The organism is Pseudarthrobacter sp. alpha12b (assembly GCF_054130495.1).
In genome coordinates this window covers 2,744,728-2,761,127 of sequence record NZ_CP196746.1, presented here as the reverse complement: position 1 = coordinate 2,761,127, position 16,400 = coordinate 2,744,728, and the positions used below count along the sequence as shown (strand labels likewise).

Sequence of the window (16,400 nt, the reverse complement as noted above, 5' to 3'; positions counted from 1 at the left end):
CGAGTCAGATAATGAGCACCATGGACAGCACCACACCCGCATCCGGCCACGAGCCCATTCCGGTGAACCGGTTTGCCCTGTTCTCCGAGACCCTCCTGGCAGGGGTGCTGGTGCTGGTGCTGTCCATCCCGCTGGTCACCATCCCCGCCGCCTACGCAGCAGGCACCGCCCACCTTGAGCGGCACCTGAATGGCCGGGACGATTCCGTCCGCGGACTGTGGAACCTGTTCAAGGCTGCCCTGCCGGGCAGCTGGAAACTTGGGATCACGACGGCGGCAGCCGCCGTCGTGATTGTCCTCAACCTTTTGCTCGCATGGGTGGGGCAGCTGCCCGGCCGTGGCCTGGTCCTTCCCGCAACCCTCATCCTTGCCGCCGGGGCGGCCATCCTGCTGTTGCGCACAGCGTCCGCCTGGGCCGACTACGCAGGCTCCGGAACAGGTACAGGCTCCGGAACCAGCGGCAAGGACGCATGGCGCGCGGCCCTCCAAACCGGCAAGGCAATCTCCCTGCGTGACTGGACGGGGTCGGTGCTTCTGGCGGCCGCCCTGTTCTGCGCCGTGGTGTTCGTATGGATGCTCGCCGCGCTCTTCGTGGTGGTTCCCGGCACCCTGATCCTGGCCGCGGCGGCAGTGAAGCTGCGCTCCAACCGCCACCGCAACTGACTGTGCCTCCCCGCCGCACCCGTTCCGAACCCGCTGCGCAACTCCGAACAAGCCAGCCCCGCTGGTACCACCCCCTCAGGCAACACAACTACCGGCTCTTCCTGGCCATGCAGCTGGCCGGCAGCCTCGGCGTGTGGATGCAGCGCCTGGCCCAGGACTGGCTGGTGCTGCAGCTGACCGGAAGCCCCGCCGCTGTGGGGGCCGCCGTCGCCCTCCAATTCCTGCCCATGCTGGTGGTGGGGCCGCTTGCCGGGCTGGTGGTGGACATCTTCCCCAAGCGCCGGATCATGATGGTGTGCCAGTCCATCATTGTGCTGCTCGGCCTGGGGCTGGCCGCCTGGGCTGCCAGCGGCTCCATCACTGTCTGGGTTGTCTACGCCGGCTGCGTCGCACTGGGCATCACCGCAGCGGTGGACCAGCCCACCCGGCAGGTCTTCGTCAACGAAGTGGTGGGCGACGCCGCGCTGCGTCCCGCCATCGGCCTCAACAACGCGCTGTCCCAGCTGGGCGCCATGGCCGGCCCGGCGCTGGGCGGCGTGCTGATTGCGCAGGCAGGACCGGCCGCCGCCTTCGCCTCAAACGCGCTGATCGGTGTGGTGGTGCTGGGCCTGATCGCAGCCATCCGCCTCCACGAACTGCACCCCAGTGCGCCCGCCCAGCGGGGGCGCGGGCAGGTGCTGGCCGGCTTCCGGTATGTCAGCGAACGCCCGCGCCTGCTGCTCCTCATCCTGCTGGCAGGGCTGCTGGGCGCCTTCGGCATGAACGGGCCGGTGGTCCTCGCCGCCTTTGCCGAGCGGGTGTGGCACAACGGCGTGCAGGGCTTTGGCCTGTTCAATACCGTCAGCGCCGTTGGTGCCCTGGCGGGGGCGCTCCTGGCGGCCCGGCTTGGGAACATGGGCCGCAGGGGCATTGTGGCCGCGGCCGCCTTCTTTGGCTTGTCCCAGCTGGTGGCCGCGCTTATGCCCACCCTGGTGCTGTTCGTGGCAATGTTGGCAGTGGTGGGCATGATGACGCTGCTGTTCCTGACCAGCGCCGCCACCGCGGTCCAGCTCGAAGCCGGGCCTGCCATCCGTGGCCGCGTGATGGCGTTGTACCTTCCGCTCCTGCTGGGTGGTCATGCCTGCGGTGGCCTGCTGGCGGGCTGGCTGACCGAGCAGTTCGGCGTGCGGACCGGGCTGGTGGTCACCGGCGGCCTGGGCATGCTCTCCGCGGCCGCGGTGGGCCTGCTGCTGTGGTGGCACGGGCGGCGCCCGGCGGCTGCTAGGCAGGCCTGAACGTCCAGGTTCCGGCGTGCACCCGGAAGTCGCGGGTGGCCGGGCACTTTCGGCCGTCGCCGTCCACAGCGGAAAGCACGACGGCGGCATCCGCAGTGGGCCCCTTCACCCCGTAAGTGCCGCCGGGCAACCGGACAGTGGCCGTGGTGCCGGGCGGAACCGTGCACTCCAGCTCCACTTGGCCGCCGCGCCGGTGCCAGCCGGCATGCACATACCCGTTGTCCACGGGAACGCTGCCACGGGCATGCTCCAGCCGGCACAGCGGCGGCTCGATCACCACCTCGTTGCCGCCAGGCACGCTGTACCGAACGCCCAGCACGTGCTCAAGGATCTCCTTGGCCACCGACGCGGACCAGGCGTGCGACTGGCTGTGGTCACTGCCGTCTTCGAGGTCCCAGGCCTCCCAGGTGAAGCTGGCTCCGCGGTCCAGGAGCCGCGCCCAGCCCGGCTGATCCTTGTCCGTGAGGAGGTCCAGCACCGCGTCCACCTTGCCCTGGCTCAACAACGCCCGGACCAGCCGGTGCACCGTCATGGGTCCCTGGCGCATGCCCATCCCCGCGATCCGGGCGGCGTCGGCAGCCTCATATGCAGGTTCGGTAATGCCCAGCGACAGCGGGAACGATGCCGCGTGCTGGGAAGCGTGGGTGCTGGGAATACCGCCGGCATGGAGGCCGTCAACCATGACCCCGCCCACCCGCAAACGCGTCCGGATGGCCTCGGCGAGGGTGCGGGCAGCAGCCGCATAGCGGACCGCCGCGTCCTGGTCGCCGGTGGCGCTGCAGAGCCGCGCCGTGGACACCAGCGCCGAGTAGGCCTGGGCATTGACGGTGGTTTTGGCCGCGCACTCCATGTCGTAGCCGAACCGGCCGGGCGCCGGCCAGTCCACGATGCCGTGCAGGTAGGGACCGGAACCGCCGCCCAGGTTGGTGACCAGCCCCGCCGTCGGGCCCTCTGCCGGGATGTAATGGAGCGCGTAGTCTGCCGTGTCGCGCAGGTGGGGCAGCAGCTCCCGGACCAGGGCAAGATCGCCGGTGCGCAGGTGGTACTCCTCCGCCCACTCCGGCAGCATCAGGGAGAAATCGGGGATGTCGCGCTTGCCGTCACCGTTGGGATAGACGGCGTTGTAGCGCCCCTTCTCCCCGCCGGCTGTCCAGTAGCGGCGGGCGGACCAGGCGAACTCCCGCAGCGCCTGCGCCGTGTAGGCATGTTCGCCGAAGAGCGCCATGGTGGCGTAGGAGATGTTCGCGGCATCGGCCAGGAACTGGCCCTTTTCGCGGGTGGGGGTGTCCACGAACTGTTCCTGCACGCCGTAGAGCGCAGAGTCGCGGAGCAACTGGAACACCCCGTCCAGAACCGGGCAGGAACTGCTGAAGCTGCCCTCGCCGGGATGGCTCCCGTGGACCGTGGCGGCGCCAACGCGGGATACCTCGGCGGCGTCAATCCCGGGCAGTTCAAGGTAGCGGAAACCCAGGTGCACCGAGGCGCGGAACTGCTGGGGCCCGGCCGCCTGGGTGTAGGGGAAGGACATGTCCGTGTTCTGGCTGGCGGTCTTCCCGGCGTCCACCCTTCCGCCAGGGCGGAGGGCGTAGCCGGCCCGGAGCATGACGGTGCGGCCGGGGACGCCGGACAGAAAGTCCACCTCCGGCCGCGCGGGAATGACCTGGCCGAAGTCCGCAACCATGGTGCCGTCGTCGGCGGTCAGGAACTGCCGCGGGGCCACGAACCCGCCGGCAAGGAACGTCCTGCGGGGGTGCAGGCGGGGGAAGTCCGACGACGGGTGGGCACCGGAGCTGATGGCGGCCGGCAGGCTGCCGGCTGCATCAAGGGACGCCGCGGCGTGGCCGTCCAGGTGTTCCACGGGATCGCCTTCATCGTTGCGGTACCCCGACTGGCGGTAGGGAGCCTCGCCTGCGGACCAGTCCGGGCTTGATGCGAGGACGTCGCGGCGGCCGTCGTGGTAATCCACCGTGAGCCGGAGCAGGAGGCCCGGGATGCCTGCGGCGCGCCCCTGGCCGGGGCCGTACCAGTGGAGCAGGGCCGTGACCGGAACGGGGGTATCCGCAGGGTGGCCGGCGAGCAGTTCCGTCACGTCGGCGGCATCGTAGTAGCCCTCTCCCGGGTAGCCGAACGACGTAGTGCTCAGGCAGTGCGTCCCCGCCACGGAGAGCTGGGCGTGGTGGTGGGCTGCGGCGTAAAGCCGGGCCCGCCGGACCGTCCCGGTGAGCTGGTACGTGGTCCGGAACAGCGTCCATTCATCGGGCTGCCGGTGTCCGGTGGTTCGGGGCCAGTGCGCCAGGCAGGCCAGGGCCTGGTCCTCGCCGGCATCGAAGCGGTGGTCCAGCAGGAGTGCTTCGGGGCCGCCGGAAGTGGTGCTGATGATGCGCAGCGCCGCGTACTCCGCCTGGCTCCGCGGGCCCTGGTGCAGGGCGAGCCTGCCCGCGACCGGTTGTTCAACGGATTGGTCAGCCGGCTCGTCAACCGCCAGTAGTTCCGTCCCGTCCACGGCGACACGGATGGTCCGGCCGTCGTCACTGACGGTAAGTTCCCGCCAGGGACTGTCCGCCGAGTCCTTGACCCGGGCACTGGCCAGTACTGGAGTTTCCGGAGTGGTGGGAGCCGGGATCTCCCACTCGGGTGCGCGGCGGAGCACCACTTCTCCAGCGGCACTCAGTTCCAGCAGCAGTCCGGTTCCCGCGCCGATGCTGCGCAGGAGCAGGCCGGCCCGGCCCATCACAGGGCGCAGCCGGGCCTCAAGCCGGAAGCTGCGCATCGCAGGGCAGGGAACGGGCAGGAAGGGGGACCCGGCCACCCGGAGTGCGTGGTCGAGGACCTCCAGCGGGGCACGGCCGCCCGGTGAGCGGCCCATCCAGTCCGCCTGCCAGGAGCTGTCCGTGAGGCCGGTGCTGAACGGCTGCGCGGATGACCACGGACCCGGAACGCCTGCCGCATCACGGACGCGCACGCGCCAGGCGTATTCCGCGTCGTCATCGAGCAGGGGACCTTCGTAGGGGATACCACGCTGGCAGGAGGATGCCACCTGTCCCGAGCTCCACAGCACGGTGCCCCGGGCGTCCTGGACTTCCAGCTCGTAACCGGTCTGCCGCGCAAGGGCGGGATCGCCGGCGTCGTCCTGGCCCAATTGCCAGCCGAAGACGGGGGATGGTGCAGCCGTCAGGCAGGGGACAAGCCCGTCCGTCAGGAGGTTTGTCGCGTGGAGCTGCCCTGCTTCGGTCTCCTGCGGCGTCATCAGGAGGCCGGCATGTCGAAGGCCACGGGTGTGGCGGCAGCCCAGGGAAGTCCCAGTTCGCTGAACGTGGCATGCTGCGTGCCCGCCCGCTCCAAGGCTTCCTCGATGCCGGGCACCACCGCGTGGGCTGCGTCGCCGTCGCCCTCCCACCGGACATGCGCGGCGTCGATAAGAGCAGGCAGCGGTGCTGTGCGGACGGCTTCCAGCACCAGCATGAAGGCTCCGCTGTCCACCAGGCTGCTGATGAGCGGAACGCCGCGGGCGCGGTGGGCCAGGAGGTTCTCGGTCAGGTCGTCACGGCCGTAGGTTTCCTCCGTGCGTCCGTCCGCCGTCTCGACGGTGAGCCGGTCCTCGGTGTAGTGGAACACGGCGGTGCCGGCCGAGCCCTGGAGGGTGACATACGGCTCAACGGATTCCGAGGCGCAGATGGTCAGGGCGCAGGTGATGGGCAGGCCCGCTGCGGTGCGGATCCGGATCACTGAGGTGTCATCCGATTCGATGTCATTGGCCCTGTACAGCTCTGTGTCCACGGAGGCCACATCCGCGGTGGTGCGGGCCCCGGCAATCCGCAAAGCAGTTGCCACGGCGTGGGCCAGCGGGTTGGTGGCGACGCCGTCCACCACGTCCACACCGTTGATACTCCGTTTTCCTGCCCAGCGGGAACGCTTGTAGTACGCCTTGTCCCGGACCCAGCGGCCGGTGGCGGAGATGCCTTCCAGCGTTCCGATGGTCCCGGCGGCGAGCAATTCTTCAATCGCTTTCAGGGCGTGCGAGCCGAGGCTCTGGAAGCCGATCTGTACCCCGCGGCCTGACTCCGCTGCCGCAGCGCACAGGCGGTTGAAGTCCGGCAGTGAAGCGACGGGAGGCTTCTCAAGGTACAGCTCCGCGTCCGTGGCCAGGGCGGCCAGGGCCAGTGGGGCATGCGTCTGGATGGGTGTGGCCACGATGATCAGGTCCAGGTCCCGGGTGGTTGTGAGGAGGTCATCGAGTCCAGGGTAAACAGTGGCCGACGGCGGGACGGAGCCGGGTGCCGGCGGCTGCGGGTCCGCCACGGCAACCAGGTCAACACTGCCCGCTGCCGCCAGGCGCTCGAGGTTCCGCAGGTGGTGGGTGCCAAAGCCGTGGACTCCCACCAGCGCAACCCTCGGTGCTGCTGGTGCTGAAGCTGCTGCGGCGTCGCTGCCCGCGGCTTCCGTTGCCGTTCGCATGGTTCTCCATTCTGGCCATCGGCACCAGCATTGCGGGCACCGGGATCCTGGGCGCGTGCATCAATCCAGCAAGCGCTTTCCACCAATCAGTGTGCGGCATGCTGGCGGTTCCAGTCCAGCTATGTAACGATTCAAAATTTTGCTTGACCGGGGACCGGCAAGGGGTTTACATTTTCGAGAAACCGATTACCAGCGTGATGCGGGGCACTTTCCGCTTCGCCTCTGCAACGATGGAGAACAGAAGGGAGCCGTGCCATGCTGTCCGGGACCTTCAGTGCGCGTGCCTACTCATTTTTCGACGCACTCGTGTGGATTGCCGGCCTCAACCTGCTGTGGATCGCCTTCACCCTGCTGGGTTGTGGTGTTTTTGGCGCGGGCCCTGCCACCGCCGCCGCGCAGATCGCCGTGCGCAAGCGGGCCGCGGGGGATGCTGCTCCGCTGCTGCGCGGGTTTGCCCCGGCGTACTTCCGGAACTTCTTCAGGGCCAACGCGCTTGCGCTTCCGGTCATGGCCGTCGCCGCGGCGCTGGTCCTGAACTGGAACTACTTTTCCGGGGATGGCGGAATCCCGGCGCAGCTCATGGCGGCCGGCGTCTTCGTTGCGGCGATTTTCCTGGCGGGTGCCGTCTGCTACGTGTTCCCCATGTATGCCAGGTACGAGCTGCCGCTGCCGCAGTACCTGCTGATGTCTTCCCGGTTCGCCGTGCGGCACCTGGCAGGGACCGTCATCCTGCTCTTCGTCTCCGCCGCGGTGCTTTATGCCAGCAGCTCCCTCCCGGGCCTGGTTCCGTTCTTCAGCATCGGGGCCTGGCTCTACCTCACCGGCTGGCTGTGCCACCGCTTCTTCACTGCCAATGATGAATCGATAGCCGCGGCGGCCCAGCCTGCCGTGCACTCCGCCCTGCAAGGGGCCTCCACCGCCTGAAGTCCGTCCCCAAGCGCCCGGCTGCTGCCGGTGTGGTCCGCCCTGCGCGGATGCAGGAATGAAACGTATCAAAACTGTGGGCAACCAGCCCGAAGAACCCCAACGAAGTGGAAAAGGAAGAAATATGATCCGTCGGAAACTATCCCTGGCCGCCGCCGCCGTCACCGCCACGGCACTGTCCCTCACAGCCTGCAGCGGCGGGGACACCCCCGCCGCGGACCTGACCTCCGTGTCCATCATGGCCCCGTTCCTTGAAGCCCAGCCGCCAGCTGCGGACGGCGCGGTCCAGAAGAAGCTGGAGGAGCTCACCGGCAAGCAGGTCAAGATCAACTGGACTCCCAATGCCTCCTACGAGGACAAAACCAACATCACGCTGGCGGGTTCGGACATCCCGCAGGTCATGGTGATCCAGGGAAAGACCCCCGGCTTCGTCAAGAATGCACAGGCAGGCGCGTTCTGGGACCTCACTGACAAGCTGGACAAGTACCCCAACCTCAAGACAACCTTCCCGGACATCCAAAAGAACGCCAGCGTCAACGGCAAGGTCTACGGCGTGTTCCGGGGCCGTGCCCCCATGCGGGCGGCCGTCATGTTCCGCCAGGACTGGCTGGACAAGCTGGGCCTGCAGCCACCCAAGACCACCGAGGACCTGTACAAGGTGGCCAAGGCGTTCACCGAGCAGGACCCGGACGGCAACGGCCAGAACGACACCTGGGGCATCACCATCCCCAAGTGGGGTGCGCTGGGCACCAACAGCCCTTACGACCTGATCGAGGAGTGGTACGGCGCCGGAAACCGGTGGACGGAGCGGGATGGGAAACTCATCCCCAGCTTCGAAACCGACGAATTCCTGGAAGCTGACCGCTTCATCAAGAAGATGGTGGACGAAAAGCTCATCAACCCGGACTTCGCCACCTTTGACAGCACCAAGTGGAACGAGCCGTTCTTCAACGGCAAGGGCGGCATCATTGTGGACGTCGATTCCCGGGTCAGCGTCCTCATCAACCTGTTCAAGCAGGCAGACCCCAGCAATTTCCAGAACAAGGTGGGCTTCGTGGGCAACCTCGAAGGCCCGGACGGCAAGCTGCACGCCCACCCCACCGACGGCTACTCGGGCTTCCTGGCCATCCCCAAGGCCAGCGTCAAGAGCGAGGCTGAACTGGGCAAGGTCCTGGACTTCCTGAACACCATGAACGACAAGGATGTTGCCACCCTGCTGAACAACGGCATCGAGGGCGTGAACTTCAAGGTGGAAGACGGCAAGGCGGCCACCATCAAGCCGGAGACCCCGGAAGGGAAGGCTGTCACCACCGACATCAAGAGCTACGCCCAGCTGGGCATGAACGTTGCCGGCAACACCTTCTACCCGGTGAAGCAGCCCTCCGACTACGAGCAGCAGGTCTTCGACAAGCGCACCGAAGTCATGGCTGAGGACCTCAAGAGCGCCGTCTACAACCCGGCCGCGCCTTACGTTTCCGCCACCTACGTGGCCAAGGGTGCACAGCTGGACAACATCGTGGCCGATGCTCGCATCAAGTACCTGGCCGGACAGATCGATGAGCAGGGCCTCAAGGATGCCATCAAGCTGTGGGACACCAGCGGCGGCAACAAGGTCAAGGAAGAGATCAACAAGCTCTGGCAGGACAACAAGTAAATGGCAGCCCCTGTCATTGACACCCTCGCCGGGGAGCGGGCGCGCAGGACCGCGCCCGCTCCCCGGAACGGGGGCAGGTTCTCCGTCCATTTCGCGCACTACAAATGGCTGTACCTGCTGCTCCTGCCCGGCGTGGTGTACTTCGCGGTGTTCCGCTACGCCCCCATGTACGGGGTGTCCATCGCGTTCAAGGATTACGTCCCGTTCCTCGGGGTGAATGGAAGTCCCTGGGTGGGGTTCCGGAATTTCGAGGATTTCTTCGCCAACCCGGACTTTCCCCGGCTGCTGGGCAACACCCTGATCCTGGCCTTCCTGAACCTCGGGGTGGCCTTCCCGCTGACCATCGTCCTGGCACTGCTGCTGAACGAGGTCCGGCTGTCCATCCTCAAGCGCACCGTCCAGACCCTGGTGTACATCCCGCACTTCCTGTCCTGGACCATCGTGGCGTCGCTGAGCTTTCTGCTGTTCGCCCTGGACATCGGGCCGCTGTTCCAGTTCCTGAACAACACCATGGGCACGCACATCGATTTCCTGTCCGATCCGGCCTGGTTCCGCCCCCTGATCGTGCTGCAGGAAATCTGGAAGAACACCGGCTGGGGCACCATCATCTTCCTGGCCGCACTGTCCACCGTGGACCAGGACCAGTACGAGGCCGCCATCATTGACGGTGCCGGCCGGTTCCGGCGCGTTTGGCACATCACCCTTCCCGCGATCCGGTCCACCATCATCGTGATGCTGATCCTGGCCATCGGGCAGATGCTCAACACCGGCTTTGAGCAGATCTACCTGATGACCAATGCCTTGAACCGTGAAGTGGCGGACGTCTTTGACACGTACGTCTACTTCGTGGGCATCACCCAGGGCGCCTACAGCTACTCCACCGCGGTGGGCCTGTTCAAATCACTGGTGGGCATCGTGCTGATCTTCGGCACCAACTGGCTGGCCAAGCGATTCAACCAGAGCGGACTGTTCTAGCCATGAAAATCCACAACACCCGCGGCGGCCGGATCTTTGACGCCGCCAACTACGTCTTCCTGTCCCTGATCGGCATTATCACTTTGCTGCCGTTCGTCTACGTCTTTGCGGGCTCCTTTGCCACGGAAGCGGAGATTACCCGCCGGGCGTTCTTCGTCTGGCCCGAACAGTTCACCCTGGGTTCCTACGAGTACATCTTCGCCACCCCGGCGTTCGTCCGCGCCCTGGTGACCACCATCCTGGTCACGGCGGTGGGTACCCTGGTCCAACTGGCCTTCACCGTGACCATGGCCTACCCGCTGGCCAAGAAGACCCTGCGGGGCAGGAACGTCATCCTGTCCCTGGTGGTTTTTGCCATGGTCTTCTCCGGCGGCATGATCCCCACCTTCCTGCTGGTCAAGGACCTGGGCCTGCTGAACTCCTACTGGGCGCTGATCCTGCCTGCGGCCATCAACCCGTTCAGCCTGATCATCATCAAGAACTTCTTCCAGGAACTCCCGCAGGAGCTGGAGGAGTCGGCCAAGATGGACGGCGCCACCGAGATCGGGATCCTCTGGCGGATCCTGCTGCCGCTGTCCAAGCCGGTCCTGGCCACTTTCGCGCTGTTCTATGCCGTGGGGATCTGGAACGACTTCATGTCGCCCCTGCTGTACCTCAGTGACAACTCCAAGTGGACCCTGCAGATGTACCTCCGCCAGGTCACGGCGGCGTCGGACTTGCTGGGCACGGGCAACGTTGACCCCAACTACATCCCGCCGGAACAGGGCATCAAGTTCGCCGTGATCGTGGTGGCCACCCTGCCCATCCTCATCTTCTACCCGTTCCTGCAAAAACACTTCGCCAAGGGCATGCTCATCGGCTCCGTCAAGGGCTGACCCGCCGTTAGGAAAGAACCACCATGAAGATCCTGCTGGCCGGAGACTCCACCGTTGCCAACTGTCCCACGCACGAGTTCCCCATGAGCGGTTGGGGAGCGCAGCTGGCCCCGCTGACCTACGCGTGGGGCGCGGTGCACAACTTCGCCAAGGGCGGCGCGGACACCGAATCCTTCCGCGACGAGGGGCTGTGGCCGGCGCTGCTCGCCGATGCAGGCCCGGGCGATGCTGTGCTCATCCAGTTTGGCCACAACGACCAGAAGAAGCAGCACCTGGCCGCCAGGACCGGTTACGCGGCAAACCTGCGCGCCATGGTGGGGGAGGTGCGGGCCGTGGGTGCCGCTCCGCTGCTGTGCACCTCGGTGGAGCGGCGGCACTTCCCGGCCCCGCCGTCGTCGGACGTTCTCGAAGAGAGCCTGGAGGATTACCCGGAGGTGGTCCGCGAACTCGGCCAGGAACTGGCGGTTCCCGTGGTGGACCTGAACGCCTGGACCAGGCACCTGTATCTCCGGCTGGGACGGGATGGATCCAGGGAGCTCTTCTGCCACTTCGCGCCCGGGGAACACGCACATTGGCCCGACGGCCTGGTCGACAACACGCATTTCTCCCAGCAGGGGGCCGCATTGGTGGCAGGAGAAGTGGCACGCCAACTTGGCACCCTGGGGTACGGCGCGTCCAGCAAGGAGCCGTCCAGCACCAAGGAGTTAAGCACGACGGCGGGACGCGGCTAGGTGGGCGCCGCAGGCTTGGGACCGGGCATCCTCTACAGCAACCCGTTGGCGGGACCCGATGACGTGGCCGGATGGGTGGCCGAAGGGCCGCTGAGGATGGGAAGCCACGAAGGATCCCTGGAACTTTCCGGCGTACTGGATGACCGGGAGTTCGGGGACCACGCGCACTGGACGTTCTGGTGTCCGGAGGAATTCCCGGACGGCATCCGCATCAGCTGGGAGTTCCTGCCGCTCCCGGAGCCCGGACTGGCCATGCTGTTCTTCGCAGCCACGGGATACCGCGGGCTGGACCTCTTCAGCCCGGGCCTCGCACCGCGCACGGGCTACTATCCGCAGTACCACTCGGGCGACATCGACGCCCTGCACGTCTCCTATTTCCGCCACAAGCACTCATCCGAACGGGCTTTCCGTACCTGCAACCTGCGCAAGAGCGCTGGATTCGAGTTGGTGGCCCAGGGCGCGGACCCGTTGCCGCCCACGGAGGACGCAACTGATTTCTACCGGCTGGAGGTGGTGAAGGACGGGCCGCTGGTGGTGTTTTCCATCAATGGACTGCAGCTCTTTGCGTGGCGTGATGCCTCGGAGAAGGTGCTGGACGGTGGCCGGATCGGCTTCCGCCAGATGGCGCCGCTGCGGGCTGCCTACCGGAACCTGGTGGTGGAGAAACTCTAGGCCGCACAGCAAAGCGGGCGGCACAGCAAAGCGGGCGGACCCGGAGGGTCCGCCCGCCTGTTGCTGCAATACCGTTGAACTACAGGAACCTAGAGTCCCAGGAGGCGGTTGAGCAGGTTGGCCAGGCCGTTCAGGCCCGTGCCGCCGTCCAGGAGCCCGGTGACGGCGCAGAGGAGGTTGCCCACCAGGTTGCCCGCTCCGGTCTGGGAGGTGATGTCCAGAACCACCTGGTTCAGGTCGACGTTGAGGCCCAGAAGGTCCAGGTGCAGGGGCCCGAGAACCAGGTTAAGGACGTCACAGCTGCCGCCCGAAGCCAGGGCCGCCGCGGTGGAAGGTGCGGCGGCGGCGGTGGTGGTCACTGTCTGGCTCACCGGCGTGGCTACCCCGGCGAGGTCGGTGAAGGTGCCCTGCACAACGCCGGTGACGTTCAGCTGGCCGTTCTGGGCGCTGAAACCGGACGGCGTGAACGAGCCCACGAAGGTGCCTACGCCGTCAATGGTCTGGTTGATTGTTCCCGTGACGTTGGCTGTCTGTGATGACTGGGAGGCGGCGGAAGGAGCCGCGGGTGCTGCTGCCGTCGCCGGTCCTGCCATGCCGAAGAGCATGGCGCCGGAGAGGGCAATGGCGGTGACTGAAGCTGAGACCTTTGTTCGCATTTTCGGTAAATCCTTTCAGCGCCGGGTTGCGGCGCAACGAACCCCCGAGGCTCCGCCCCCATGGAGAACCCCGGCGGAACTGTTTGTTTCAAATGCAGTTCATTTCAGATGCAGCCCTTGCGGGCCGCGACGCGTGGCACCGGACGGTGATCCAGGCCACGGGCACGTCGACCAACGTATTAGTAAGTATGCTGATGAGTCAAGTCCGTTGCGGGACACGCTGGGGGCCTGCCAGGGGTGCCGTCGTCGGGACCTTCCGCCCTGGGGCAAGATGGAGGGGGTCAGGAACTGCACACTGGAGGGAGGCGGGATATGGAGCCGGTATTGGTGGACGGCGGCAAGGGCACGGTGGAATTACGCAATGATGGCGTTATCCACCTCATTTGGGAACCCAAAGTCCGGATTGAAGTCGAAGATGCCCAGGCGGCGATGGCGACGGTGAACCGGATAGCAGGGGATGGCAACTACCCCATGCTGGTGGACATGGCCACCACCGAGAATGTCAGCATCCAGGCCCGCGCCGTGTTCTCCATCCCTTGTGCGGCCAACCGGATTGCCCTGCTTGGCACAAGTCCCGTGGACCGGATCCTCGCGAATTTCTTCCTGGGCGTCCACGTCCCACCCTGCCCCACGCGGTTCTTCACCTCGCGGAACGAGTCCATGAAGTGGCTGCAGCAGGCCGGAAGGTAAACCCGCGCTGATCAGCCGGCGTCAGCCGGGGCCGTGCTCTGCCGCACCACCAGTTCAGGCGTGAATACGACGGACCGGTGGACGGGGTTCTGGGACTCCACCTCTTCGGACAGCAGCTCGATGGCTGTCCGGCCCAGCAGTTGGGTGGGCTGCCGGATGGAGGACAGGGGGACTACCGCGGAGACCGCAAAATCGATGTCGTCATAGCCAATCAGCGCCACGTCCTCAGGAATGCGGACCGTGTGCGTCATGGTGAGCGACTGCATGACGCCGAGGGCCAGGAGGTCGTTGGCGCAGAAAATACCCTCCGGCAGCTCCGCCCGGCCGCGTTCCACCAGCATGTCGCCCACGCTGCGGCCGGCCAGGACCGTCTGCCCCTCCGCTTCCAGCACCTCAAGCGTGGCGTCCGGCTCTTCCTTTACGGCCCGCTGGGCCCCCTGGAGGCGGTCCGCCACCTGCCGGATGGACGTGGGGCCGCCAACGAAGGCCAGCCGACGGCGGCCCGTGTCCAGCAGGTGCCGGGCAGCGAGGTATCCGCCGGCGTCGTCATCCACCGCAACCGAGCTGAACTTGGACTCGTCAGCCAGCCGGTCCACCAGCACCGTGGGGACGCCGCGCTCGCGGAGGAGGTCCAGCCTGTCCGCGACATCGCCCACGGGTGAGATCAGCAGGCCCTGAACGCGCTGTTCCTGGAAGAGGTCGATGTAGTTCGCCTCCCGGCCGGCGTTGTGGCCGCTGTCGCCGAGCAGGACGGCGCTTCCCTGCAGTGCTGCGGCGTCCTCCGCCGCGCGGACCACCGAGGTGAAGAACGGGTTGCCCACATCCAGGACAATCAGCCCGATGGTGCGGCTGTGCCCAACGCGGAGTTGGCGGGCGGCATCGTTGCGGACAAACCCCAGTTCGTCGATGGCGCGCAGGACCCGCTCCTTGGTCCGCTCAGACACCCGGTCCGGATAGTTCAGGACATTCGAGACCGTTCCCACGGCCACTCCCGCGTGGGTGGCCACGTCCTTGATGCTGGCTGTGCGGTTCATCGATTCTCCGTGCTGACATGCCCGCAGCGGAAGGTTCCGTGCGGGAGATCAAAAGTTTCTGGCATTGCTTGACACCTGCTCAAATCCAAGAGTACTTTGAATCGTAACAATGAAACGATTCAAACTTTGTGAAGTTTGATCTGTGAAGTTTGAAGGGAATTCCAGATGAGGGTGTGTTTCCGTTCCTCGGTCCAGCCGGCGCTCATCGATGAATACCGGCGCCGGCACGCGGCGGTATGGCCGGAGATGCTGCTCGCCCTCAAAGAAGCCGGCTGGCGCAACTACTCCCTGTTCCTGGGGGAGGACGGGCTCCTGGTGGGGTACGTGGAGTGCGACGACTTTGACGCCGTCCGTGCCCGCATGGCCCTGACAGAGGTTAATGCCCGTTGGCAGGCCGAGATGGCAACCCTTTTTGAAGACTCCGGCCAGGCGCCCGACGAAGGGTTCCAGGTGCTGGAGGAGGTCTTCAACCTCGACAGCCAATTGGCGGCACAGCCCTCCGCGGGCTGACCGGCAGGACGCGAAGATCCGGGATAACCGGAACAGCAGGCATTACCAGCAGCACGCTCCAGCAGCGGGGCATCAATCAGCAACGCATCAGACAGACGCTCAACACCGGAAAGAACCATCATGAATGACGTAGCAACGGCGCTGGGCAGGCTCGAGGAGCTTGCCATCGAGGTCCCTTCGTGGGCCTATGGAAATTCAGGGACGCGGTTCAAGGTGTTCGGCACCCCGGGTACGCCGCGCACGGTCCAGGAGAAGCTGGCGGACGCCGCCAAGGTCCATGAACTGACGGGCCTGGCCCCCACCGTGGCCCTGCACATCCCGTGGGACAAGGTGGACGACTACGCTGCCCTCAAGGACTACGCCGCCGGCCTGGGCGTCGGCCTGGGCACCATCAACTCCAATACGTTCCAGGACGACGAGTACAAGTTCGGGTCGCTGACCTCCTCCAACGAATCGGTCCGCCGCCGGGCGGTCGACCACCACCTGGACTGCATCCAGATCATGCACGCCACGGGGTCGAAGGACCTGAAGATCTGGCTGGCGGATGGAACCAACTACCCGGGCCAGGATGACATGCGCGGCCGCCAGGACCGGCTGGCCGAGTCGCTGCAGGAGATCTACGCCGCCTTGGGTGATGAGCAGCGGCTGGTGCTGGAGTACAAGTTCTTTGAGCCGGCTTTTTACCACACCGACGTTCCGGATTGGGGCACCTCCTACGCCCAGACCCTGGCGCTCGGTGAGAAGGCGTTTGTCTGCCTGGACACCGGCCACCACGCGCCGGGCACCAACATCGAGTTCATCGTGATGCAGCTGCTGCGCCTGGGCAAACTGGGTTCCTTCGACTTCAATTCGCGCTTCTACGCCGACGACGACCTGATCGTGGGTGCCGCCGATCCGTTCCAGCTGTTCCGCATCATGCATGAGGTGATCCGCGGCGGCGGCTTCGGCAAGGATTCCGGCGTGGCACTGATGCTGGACCAGTGCCACAACCTGGAAGAGAAGATCCCCGGCCAGATCCGGTCCGTACTGAACGTCCAGGAAATGACCGCCCGCGCCCTGCTGGTGGACACGGCTGCCCTGGGCGAGGCCCAGCGCGCCGGGGATGTCCTGGCTGCCAACGGCATCTTCAACGATGCTTTCTACACCGACGTCCGGCCTGTCCTGGCCGAGTGGCGTGAATCCCGCGGCCTGCCCGCGGACCCGTTGGCCGCCTTCAAGGCCAGCGGCTACCAGAAGAAGATCAACGAGGACCGCGTGGGCGGCCAGCAAGCCGGATGGGGCGCCTAAA

The 16,400-nt window shown here is 66.2% G+C and carries 15 protein-coding genes; 11 read left to right on the top strand and 4 right to left on the bottom strand.

All coding sequences use genetic code 11. The features are described from left to right. Positions 1-11: 11 nt before the first annotated feature. Positions 12-662: a Poxvirus protein I5 gene (locus ACTAQI_RS12745; protein WP_457946328.1), complete on the top strand. Its 651-nt coding sequence runs from the start codon at positions 12-14 to the stop codon at positions 660-662. A 2-nt stretch (positions 663-664) separates the two neighbouring features. Beyond that, positions 665-1,936 carry an MFS transporter gene (locus ACTAQI_RS12740; RefSeq protein WP_457946327.1) on the top strand — a complete coding sequence of 424 codons (1,272 nt, stop codon included), beginning with the start codon at positions 665-667 and terminating at the stop codon, positions 1,934-1,936. On the opposite strand, the gene ACTAQI_RS12735 is transcribed toward ACTAQI_RS12740, so the two are convergent. Both ACTAQI_RS12735 and ACTAQI_RS12730 read right to left on the bottom strand, forming a co-directional pair. Then, positions 1,923-5,183: a family 78 glycoside hydrolase catalytic domain gene (locus ACTAQI_RS12735; protein ID WP_457946325.1), complete on the bottom strand. Its 3,261-nt coding sequence runs from the start codon at positions 5,181-5,183 to the stop codon at positions 1,923-1,925. The genes ACTAQI_RS12740 and ACTAQI_RS12735 overlap by 14 nt on opposite strands. Next, the gene (locus ACTAQI_RS12730) at positions 5,183-6,391 is read right to left on the bottom strand and encodes a Gfo/Idh/MocA family protein (RefSeq protein WP_457946323.1); all 1,209 of its coding nucleotides are present in this window, start codon (positions 6,389-6,391) and stop codon (positions 5,183-5,185) included. Before ACTAQI_RS12730 ends, ACTAQI_RS12735 begins: the two co-directional genes overlap by 1 nt. A gap of 255 nt (positions 6,392-6,646) precedes the next feature. On the opposite strand from ACTAQI_RS12730, the gene ACTAQI_RS12725 reads away from it, so the two are divergent. The 6 genes from ACTAQI_RS12725 (at position 6,647) to ACTAQI_RS12700 (ending at position 12,222) form a co-directional block, all read left to right on the top strand. Further along, positions 6,647-7,315: a YesL family protein gene (locus tag ACTAQI_RS12725; RefSeq protein WP_457946322.1), complete on the top strand. Its 669-nt coding sequence runs from the start codon at positions 6,647-6,649 to the stop codon at positions 7,313-7,315. 124 nt (positions 7,316-7,439) lie between these two features. Beyond that, positions 7,440-8,969, top strand: coding sequence for an extracellular solute-binding protein (locus ACTAQI_RS12720; RefSeq protein WP_457946321.1), 1,530 nt, complete (start codon positions 7,440-7,442; stop codon positions 8,967-8,969). Then, entirely contained in the window at positions 8,970-9,944 is a 975-nt protein-coding gene (locus ACTAQI_RS12715; protein ID WP_457946320.1) for an ABC transporter permease, read from the top strand. 2 nt (positions 9,945-9,946) lie between these two features. After that, positions 9,947-10,819: a carbohydrate ABC transporter permease gene (locus tag ACTAQI_RS12710; RefSeq protein WP_457946319.1), complete on the top strand. Its 873-nt coding sequence runs from the start codon at positions 9,947-9,949 to the stop codon at positions 10,817-10,819. Positions 10,820-10,842: 23 nt separating this feature from the next. After that, entirely contained in the window at positions 10,843-11,550 is a 708-nt protein-coding gene (locus ACTAQI_RS12705) for a rhamnogalacturonan acetylesterase (RefSeq protein WP_457946317.1), read from the top strand. After that, entirely contained in the window at positions 11,551-12,222 is a 672-nt protein-coding gene (locus tag ACTAQI_RS12700) for a DUF1961 family protein (RefSeq protein WP_457946316.1), read from the top strand. A gap of 89 nt (positions 12,223-12,311) precedes the next feature. Here ACTAQI_RS12700 and ACTAQI_RS12695 read toward each other — a convergent pair whose 3' ends face one another. Beyond that, on the bottom strand, positions 12,312-12,878 hold the full coding sequence (locus ACTAQI_RS12695) for an ABC transporter substrate-binding protein (RefSeq protein ID WP_457946315.1): 567 nt from the start codon (positions 12,876-12,878) through the stop codon (positions 12,312-12,314). Positions 12,879-13,190: 312 nt separating this feature from the next. Here ACTAQI_RS12695 and ACTAQI_RS12690 point away from each other — a divergent pair, with 312 nt between their 5' ends. Further along, the gene (locus ACTAQI_RS12690; protein WP_457946314.1) at positions 13,191-13,568 is read left to right on the top strand and encodes a DUF7793 family protein; all 378 of its coding nucleotides are present in this window, start codon (positions 13,191-13,193) and stop codon (positions 13,566-13,568) included. An 11-nt stretch (positions 13,569-13,579) separates the two neighbouring features. Here the strand turns inward: ACTAQI_RS12690 and ACTAQI_RS12685 are convergent, their stop codons facing one another. Next, entirely contained in the window at positions 13,580-14,602 is a 1,023-nt protein-coding gene (locus ACTAQI_RS12685) for a LacI family DNA-binding transcriptional regulator (RefSeq protein WP_457946313.1), read from the bottom strand. A 165-nt stretch (positions 14,603-14,767) separates the two neighbouring features. On the opposite strand from ACTAQI_RS12685, the gene ACTAQI_RS12680 reads away from it, so the two are divergent. Both ACTAQI_RS12680 and rhaI read left to right on the top strand, forming a co-directional pair. Next, the gene (locus tag ACTAQI_RS12680) at positions 14,768-15,112 is read left to right on the top strand and encodes an L-rhamnose mutarotase (protein WP_457946312.1); all 345 of its coding nucleotides are present in this window, start codon (positions 14,768-14,770) and stop codon (positions 15,110-15,112) included. A 120-nt stretch (positions 15,113-15,232) separates the two neighbouring features. Then, positions 15,233-16,399, top strand: coding sequence for an L-rhamnose isomerase (gene rhaI / locus ACTAQI_RS12675; protein ID WP_457946310.1), 1,167 nt, complete (start codon positions 15,233-15,235; stop codon positions 16,397-16,399). Position 16,400 lies beyond the last annotated feature (1 nt).

Coding starts and splice junctions, on each gene's coding strand:
- ACTAQI_RS12745 (WP_457946328.1), top strand. CDS start 12: ATGAGCACCATGGACAGCACCACACCCGCATCCGGCCACGAGCCCATT.
- ACTAQI_RS12735 (WP_457946325.1), bottom strand. CDS start 5,183: ATGACGCCGCAGGAGACCGAAGCAGGGCAGCTCCACGCGACAAACCTC.
- ACTAQI_RS12730 (WP_457946323.1), bottom strand. CDS start 6,391: ATGCGAACGGCAACGGAAGCCGCGGGCAGCGACGCCGCAGCAGCTTCA.
- ACTAQI_RS12725 (WP_457946322.1), top strand. CDS start 6,647: ATGCTGTCCGGGACCTTCAGTGCGCGTGCCTACTCATTTTTCGACGCA.
- ACTAQI_RS12720 (WP_457946321.1), top strand. CDS start 7,440: ATGATCCGTCGGAAACTATCCCTGGCCGCCGCCGCCGTCACCGCCACG.
- ACTAQI_RS12715 (WP_457946320.1), top strand. CDS start 8,970: ATGGCAGCCCCTGTCATTGACACCCTCGCCGGGGAGCGGGCGCGCAGG.
- ACTAQI_RS12710 (WP_457946319.1), top strand. CDS start 9,947: ATGAAAATCCACAACACCCGCGGCGGCCGGATCTTTGACGCCGCCAAC.
- ACTAQI_RS12705 (WP_457946317.1), top strand. CDS start 10,843: ATGAAGATCCTGCTGGCCGGAGACTCCACCGTTGCCAACTGTCCCACG.
- ACTAQI_RS12695 (WP_457946315.1), bottom strand. CDS start 12,878: ATGCGAACAAAGGTCTCAGCTTCAGTCACCGCCATTGCCCTCTCCGGC.
- ACTAQI_RS12690 (WP_457946314.1), top strand. CDS start 13,191: ATGGAGCCGGTATTGGTGGACGGCGGCAAGGGCACGGTGGAATTACGC.
- ACTAQI_RS12685 (WP_457946313.1), bottom strand. CDS start 14,602: ATGAACCGCACAGCCAGCATCAAGGACGTGGCCACCCACGCGGGAGTG.
- ACTAQI_RS12680 (WP_457946312.1), top strand. CDS start 14,768: ATGAGGGTGTGTTTCCGTTCCTCGGTCCAGCCGGCGCTCATCGATGAA.
- rhaI (WP_457946310.1), top strand. CDS start 15,233: ATGAATGACGTAGCAACGGCGCTGGGCAGGCTCGAGGAGCTTGCCATC.